The 6,598-nt window shown below is 74.6% G+C and carries 7 protein-coding genes; 3 read left to right on the forward strand and 4 right to left on the reverse strand.

The annotated features are described in order from the left end of the window. Positions 1-175: 175 nt before the first annotated feature. Complete coding sequence (locus AAHZ94_RS26170) at positions 176-802, reverse strand: uridine kinase family protein (protein ID WP_349995747.1); 627 nt, start codon at positions 800-802, stop codon at positions 176-178. Between the two features lie 128 nt (positions 803-930). Here AAHZ94_RS26170 and AAHZ94_RS26175 point away from each other — a divergent pair, with 128 nt between their 5' ends. Both AAHZ94_RS26175 and AAHZ94_RS26180 read left to right on the forward strand, forming a co-directional pair. After that, entirely contained in the window at positions 931-1,377 is a 447-nt protein-coding gene (locus AAHZ94_RS26175) for a hypothetical protein (RefSeq protein WP_349995748.1), read from the forward strand. Between the two features lie 26 nt (positions 1,378-1,403). Next, positions 1,404-1,586, forward strand: a complete 183-nt coding sequence (locus tag AAHZ94_RS26180; protein WP_349995750.1) for a hypothetical protein — start codon at positions 1,404-1,406, stop codon at positions 1,584-1,586. Positions 1,587-1,700: 114 nt separating this feature from the next. Here AAHZ94_RS26180 and AAHZ94_RS26185 read toward each other — a convergent pair whose 3' ends face one another. From AAHZ94_RS26185 to deoC, 3 genes are read right to left on the reverse strand one after another with little or no spacing between them, the layout of a single operon-like run. Continuing rightward, entirely contained in the window at positions 1,701-2,585 is an 885-nt protein-coding gene (locus AAHZ94_RS26185; protein WP_349995752.1) for an aldehyde dehydrogenase family protein, read from the reverse strand. Continuing rightward, on the reverse strand, positions 2,582-4,060 hold the full coding sequence (locus tag AAHZ94_RS26190) for an aldehyde dehydrogenase family protein (protein ID WP_349995753.1): 1,479 nt from the start codon (positions 4,058-4,060) through the stop codon (positions 2,582-2,584). The genes AAHZ94_RS26185 and AAHZ94_RS26190 overlap by 4 nt, the downstream gene beginning before the upstream one ends. Positions 4,061-4,065: 5 nt before the next feature. Continuing rightward, complete coding sequence (gene deoC, locus AAHZ94_RS26195) at positions 4,066-5,064, reverse strand: deoxyribose-phosphate aldolase (RefSeq protein WP_349995755.1); 999 nt, start codon at positions 5,062-5,064, stop codon at positions 4,066-4,068. Between the two features lie 732 nt (positions 5,065-5,796). Here deoC and AAHZ94_RS36530 point away from each other — a divergent pair. Beyond that, positions 5,797-6,372 carry a PH domain-containing protein gene (locus AAHZ94_RS36530; protein WP_502964788.1) on the forward strand — a complete coding sequence of 192 codons (576 nt, stop codon included), beginning with the start codon at positions 5,797-5,799 and terminating at the stop codon, positions 6,370-6,372. Positions 6,373-6,598 lie beyond the last annotated feature (226 nt).

Genomic DNA, 6,598 nt, shown 5'->3' on the forward strand with positions numbered 1-6,598 from the left:
CCCCCCCCCCCCCGCCCCCCCCCCCGCCGCCCCCCCCCGGCGCCCCGGGGGGGGGGGGGCCCCCGCCCGGGGCGGGCGGACGCGACCGGTCGAGCGGGCCGGACGGGCCGCACGGGTCGGGCTGGTTGGGCCGGCCGGGGCTGGCCAGGGCGGTCGGGCCGGTCAAGCAGGTTGGTCAGGCGACCAGTTCGGTTCCGGCGGCGGTCCTCGCGGTGGAGATCCGGCGCAGGGCCGTGGCGCCGTCGCAGCGGTACGCGCCGAGGCCGGTCTGCCGGGCCACGATGCCGCGCTCGGCCCGCAGCAGCCGCAGCCCGCGACGCAGCAGGTAGGGCACCGGCTTGCGGGCCTCGCGCAGGTCGCGTACGAGCCGGCGGCGGAAGGTGGTCAGCGGGCGGCCGGCCAGGCACAGGGCGTCGGCCAGCAGGCCGAGTTCCCGGCAGCGGTCGACGATCTCCGCGGCGAAGATGCCCTCGGCCACCACGAGCGGGGCGCCGTCCAGGGCGAGGCTGGTGCTGCCGGTGCGCGCGCTGGTGGGGATGTCGTACAGCGGCACCTCGGTGCGGCCGGTGCGGCACAGTGCGTCGATGGCCGCGACCGCCACCTCCGCGTCCCAGGACAGCGGCGAGTCCCAGTCGGCGCCGCCGCCGTCGGCGAGGGCGGGCAGCGACGGGTCGGTGGCCTCCTTGTAGAAGTCGTCCAGGTTGAGGACGGGCAGCCCGGTGCGGGCCGCGAGGGAGGACTTGCCCGAACCCGAAGGGCCGGTCAACAGGATCACGCGGGCGGAAGGGGGAGGCGCTGTCACGGGACACCAGTCTGCGGCATTGCGCCGAATGAGGGACCCCCTGGGCGGGAGAGTGGTTGGCCACCGACCCGGTCAACTACCGTGCGTGTCCGATTGGTGACCCATTTCTAGGAATCTGGTAGGTGCTCATGGCCTCACGCCCGGGTAACAAACAGCCCTTCGCTGCGCGTGCGCTGCTGCGCGCGGGGCTGGTGGTGTCGGCGGCCGGTGCGGCCCTGGCGGCGGGCGGCGCGGCCGGCGCGCAAGCGGCGCCGGCGGACGACCTCGTCAACCACGCCCTGACGAACGCGCAGGACCTCGCGGCCGAGACCGAGGCCGGTCGGGGCCCCAGCCCGCAGGAGGCGATGGCGAAGACGCTGCCCGCCGTGGTCGGTGGGGTGGTGGGACCGGTCAAGCACCTTCAGGTCGACCCGTTCGCGGGCACCGGCGCCGACCCGCTGGCCAATGCCATCGGCACCCAGATCGCCGACTTCCCCGAGGTCAGCACCGCCGATCTGACCGCGCCGCTGACCCGCGGCGACACGATCGGGGAACTGCCGCTGGCCCGCCAGGTGCTGGGCGCACTGCCGGGCTGAGCCGGCGCCGGCGGAGTCGGCCGTGCGTGTGGCCGGCCGCCCGCGGAGCCGGTCGTACGCGCAGCCGGCCGTACGCACAGGGCCGTGCGCAGAGTTGGTCGTACGCAGAGCTGGTCGTACGCGCAGGAGGGCGGGGGCGGGGGGGGCGCGCCCCCCCCCCCCCCCCCCCCCCCCCCCCCTCCTCCGTACGGTCCGCCGTGCCGCCGTGACCGTGCCGCCGTGTCGCCGTGCCGGTGCCCGTGCCCGCCTTCTCCGGCGCCGGTCGGCCGGGTGCTGCGGATGGTCCGACCGCGCCCGACCCCGTACGAGCGGCGGCGTGGGAGCTAGCTGCCCATCGGATGCCAGACGGTCTTGGTCTCCAGGAGGGCCAGCATGCGGGCGGTGCCGGGGTCGGCCGTCCAGTGGGCGCCCTTGGACTTGTCCCCAGGCTGTGGACGGAGCACCCGCTTGAGGTTGTCGGCCGCGGCGCGCTCCAACTCCACCGCGAGCTCCCCGGCGGTGCCCGTCAGGTCGATGGCGTTGACGTCCTGGTGGGCGGCGAGCGGCGGGCCGAGTTCGGCGGCCCGGCCGGAGAGGACGTTGACCACGCCGCCCGGCAGGTCGGAGGTGGCCAGCACCTCGCCCAGGGAGAGCGCGGGCAGCGGCGCCCGCTCGCTGGCGACCACCACCACCGTGTTGCCCGTGGTGATCGCCGGGGCGATCACCGAGACCAGCCCGAGGAAGGCCGAGTCGGTCGGCGCCAACACCGCGACGACGCCGGTCGGCTCGGGCGTGGAGAGGTTGAAGTACGGCCCGGCGACCGGGTTCGCGGCGCCGGCCACCTGGGCCACCTTGTCGGACCAGCCCGCGTACCACACCCAGCGGTCGATCGCGGCGTCCACCTGGGCCGCCGCCTTCTTCGCCGGCAGGCCCTGGGCCGCGGCGACCTCGGCGGCGAACTGCTCGCGGCGGCCCTCCAACATCTCGGCGATGCGGTAGAGGACCTGGCCGCGGTTGTACGCGGTGGCGCCCGACCAGCGCGGGAACGCCTTGCGGGCCGCGACCACCGCGTCCCTGGCGTCCTTGCGGGAGGAGAGCGGGGCGTTCGCCAGCCATGCGCCCTGTGCGTCGGTCACCTCGTACACCCGCCCGCTCTCGGACCGGGGGAAGGCGCCCCCGATGAAGAGCTTGTAGGTCTTGAGCACGCTCAAGCGGTCAACGGTGGTCATGCGCGCTCGCCCTTCGGGCTCGTCGGTGCTGCCTGCTGCGGGCTCGCGGGGTTCAGGTAGGCGGCCAGGCCGTGTCGGCCGCCCTCGCGCCCGTACCCCGACTCCTGGTAGCCGCCGAACGGCGACGTCGGGTCGAACTTGTTGAACGTGTTGGACCAGACGACGCCGGCGCGCAGCTTGCTCGCCATCCACAGGCTGCGGCTGCCCTTCTCGGTCCAGATGCCGGCCGAGAGCCCGTACGGCGTGTTGTTGGCCTTCTCGACCGCCTCGCCGGGGGTCCGGAAGGTCAGTACGGAGAGCACCGGGCCGAAGATCTCCTCGCGCGCGATGCGGTGCGCCTGGGTCACGCCGGTGAACAGGGTGGGCGCGAACCAGTAGCCGGCCGTCGGCAGTTCGCACGCCGGGGACCAGCGCTCGGCGCCCTCCGCGTCGCCTGCGTCGGCCAGGGCCGTGATTCGGGCGAGCTGTTCGGCCGAGTTGACGGCGCCGATGTCGGTGTTCTTGTCCAGCGGGTCGCCGACCCGCAGCGTGGCCATCCGGCGCTTGAGCGCGGCCAGCAGCTCGTCCGCGATCGACTCCTGGACCAGCAGCCGCGAACCGGCGCAGCAGACATGGCCCTGGTTGAAGAAGATGCCGTTGACCACGCCTTCCACGGCCTGGTCCAGCGGGGCGTCGTCGAAGACGATGTTGGCGGCCTTGCCGCCGAGTTCGAGGGTGAGGCGCTTGTCGGTGCCGGCCACCGTGCGGGCGATGGCCTTGCCGACCTCGGTGGAGCCGGTGAAGGCGACCTTGTCCACGTCCGGGTGGGCGACCAGCGCGGCGCCGGTGGAGCCGTCGCCGGTGAGGATGTTCACCACGCCGCGCGGCAGCCCCGCCTGCCGACAGATGTCGGCGAAGAACAGCGCGGACAGCGGCGTCGTCTCGGCCGGCTTGAGCACCACCGTGTTGCCGGTGGCCAGCGCCGGGGCGACCTTCCAGGCCAGCATCAGCAGCGGGAAGTTCCACGGGATGACCTGGCCGGCCACACCCAGCGGGCGGGGCGCCGGGCCGAAGCCCGCGTGGTCGAGCTTGTCGGCCCAGCCCGCGTAGTAGAAGAAGTGCGCGGCGACCTGCGGCAGGTCCGCGTCCCTGGACTCGCGGATGGGCTTGCCGTTGTCCAGCGACTCCAGGACGGCCAGCTCGCGCGAGCGCTCCTGGACGATGCGGGCGATGCGGAACAGGTACTTGGCGCGCTCACTGCCCGGCAGCGCCGACCAGCTCGCGAACGCCTTGCGGGCCGCCCGTACCGCCTGGTCCACGTCCTCGGCGCTGGCCTGCGCGACCTCGGACAACACCTCTTCGGATGCGGGCGAGAGCGTCTTGAAGACGGCGCCGTCCGCGGCCTCGCGGAACTCGCCGTCGATGAAGAGCCCGTAGGACGGCGCGATGTCCACCACCGCGCGGGACTCGGGGGCCGGTGCGTAGTCGAATGCCATCTGTGTCAGTCCACGCTCACGTAGTCGGGGCCGGAGTAACGCCCGGTGGTCAGCTTCTGACGCTGCATCAGCAGGTCGTTGAGGAGGCTGGAGGCGCCGAAGCGGAACCAGTGGGCGGACAGCCAGTCCTCGCCCAGCGTCTCGTTGACCATCACCAGGTACTTGATCGCGTCCTTGGTGGTACGGATGCCGCCCGCCGGCTTCACGCCGACCTGCACGCCGGTGCTGGCGTGGAAGTCGCGCACCGCCTCCAGCATCAGCAGGGTGACCGGGGGCGTGGCGTTGACCGCGACCTTGCCGGTGGAGGTCTTGATGAAGTCGGCGCCGGCGAGCATCGCGAGCCAGGAGGCGCGGCGCACGTTGTCGTACGTCTGGAGCTCGCCGGTCTCGAAGATGACCTTGAGGTGGGCGGCGCCGCCGCGCGGGTCGCCGGCCGGCCGTGCGCACGCCTCCTTGACGGCCCGGATCTCCTCGAAGACCGACAGGTAGCGGCCGGAGAGGAAGGCGCCGCGGTCGATCACCATGTCGATCTCGTCCGCGCCGGCGGCGACCGCGTCCCGGGTGTCGGCCAGCTTGACCGGCAGCGCGGCGCGGCCGGCCGGGAAGGCGGTGGCCACCGAGGCGACGCGCACCGCGGAGCCGGCGACGGCCGCGCGGGCGGTGGCGACCATGTCCGGGTAGACGCAGATGGCGGCGACCGGCGGCGCGCCGTCGCCCGGCTGCACCCCCTTGGCGGACAGCGCCCGGACCTTGCCGGGGGTGTCCGCGCCTTCCAGCGTCGTCAGGTCGACCATCGAGATGGCCAGGTCAATGGCGTACGCCTTGGCCGTCGTCTTGATCGAACGGGTGCCGAGGGTCGCGGCGCGGGCGTCGAGGCCGACCGCGTCGACGCCGGGCAGGCCGTGCAGGAAGCGGCGCAGCGCGCCCTCGCTCGCGGTCACGTCCGCCAGCGAGGCCAGTCGCTCGGCGGCCTCGTTGCCGTATGCGGGAACTGTGGTGGGCATGGTCACAAGGCGAGCATATCTACGCGCGTAGCGGCATGTCACCCCCGGGAAGCAGTGCGGTTTTTCGATGCCGTACCGCAACGTCCGGATTTCGGAGCGTCGGGCACAATCGGGCCCATGACGAGTCCGGACCCCTCCTCCTCCCGCGCGCAGTCGCCGGCGCAGCAGCAGCCGCAGCAGCCGTCGCCCGACCAGAACGGCCGGGGCGACGCGGCCGAGCAGGCCGAGCGAGCCGAGTTGGCTGAGCGAGCTGAGCAGAACGAGCAGGCGGCTGAGGCCGCGGGGGCCGGTGAGCCTTCTGGAGCAGTCGGGGCCAGTGAAGCTGCCGAGTCCGCCGGAGCAGTCGAGTCCGCTGAAACCGGTGAAGCAGCCGGGGCCGCCTCCGACGGCGCCGCGGGTCGGGCCGGCTCCGCCGGTGCCGGGCGGCGCACCGAGTTGACCAAGCGGGCCCGGGCGGGCGCGACGAAGGCTTCGGGGACGGACGGGGCCGCTGGGCCTGCCGGGGCTGCCAGTGCTTCCGAGGCCGCTGGGTCTGCCGGGGCTTCCGGGGCTTCCAGGGCTTCTGGGGCCACCGAGGGCGCGGGCGCCGCGGACGACGTTGGTACGAAGGCGACCCGTACCGCGGGCCGGCGGTCGGCGGGGGGCGCCGGGGCCCCGCCCATCGACCCGGCCCGGGACGCCGCCGGCGACGAGGGGCTGTACCAGGAGCGCGTCTACCGCTCCACCGGCGCGATGGCCACCGGGGTGCTGCTGTTCGCGCTCGGGGCCTGGCTCGGTGGCGACGCGCTGGTCCGCGGCGAGGGGCGCACCCCGTGGCTGGCGCTGGCCGGGCTGCTGGCCGCGGTGCCGCTGGTGGTGGCGTTCACGGTGCGGCCCGCGGTGTTCGCGGGTGCCGACCGGCTCCGGGTGCGCAACCCGTTCCGTACGATCACGCTGCCCTGGGCCTCGGTCGAAGGGGCCCGCGCCGGCTACAGCAGCGAGGTGCTGGCCGGCGGGCGCACGTACCAGCTCTGGGCCATCCCGGTCTCGCTGCGCCAGCGCAAGCGCGCCTCGCGGCGGCGGTCGCAGGCCGCGGCGGCCGACGAGGCCCCCGCCCGCTTCCAACAGCACAGCCGCCGCCCCGAACCCCTGGGCGCGGCCGGCCGCGCCCCGTCCGACCAGGCCATCGATGACATCCGCGAACTCGCCGAGCGGTACGCGAAGCGGGAGGGCGCACAGGGCGCGCCGGTGGTGCGCTGGGCGTGGGAGGTGCTGGCGCCGTCTGCGGTGGGAGTGGTGCTACTCACCGTGCTGGCCAGCACTGGTTGAGTGCTAGGGCTGGCCAGCACTGGTTGAGCGCTAGCGCTGGCCAGTACGGGCTGAGTGCCCGCGCCGGCCAGCGAGGGGTTGAGTGTCGGGCCGCCCGGGCCGAGCGGGGGCTTCCTCTGCGATGACGCGTCGGGGGGGGGGGGGGGGGGGTGAAAAGGAGGGCAGGCAACCACCCACCCCCGCCCGCGCGGGCGGGCGGGGCGCGCGCGCGCGCGGCGCGCCGGGG

This window comes from Streptomyces sp. HSW2009 (assembly GCF_040240285.1).
Taxonomy (GTDB): Bacteria; Actinomycetota; Actinomycetes; order Streptomycetales; family Streptomycetaceae; genus Streptomyces.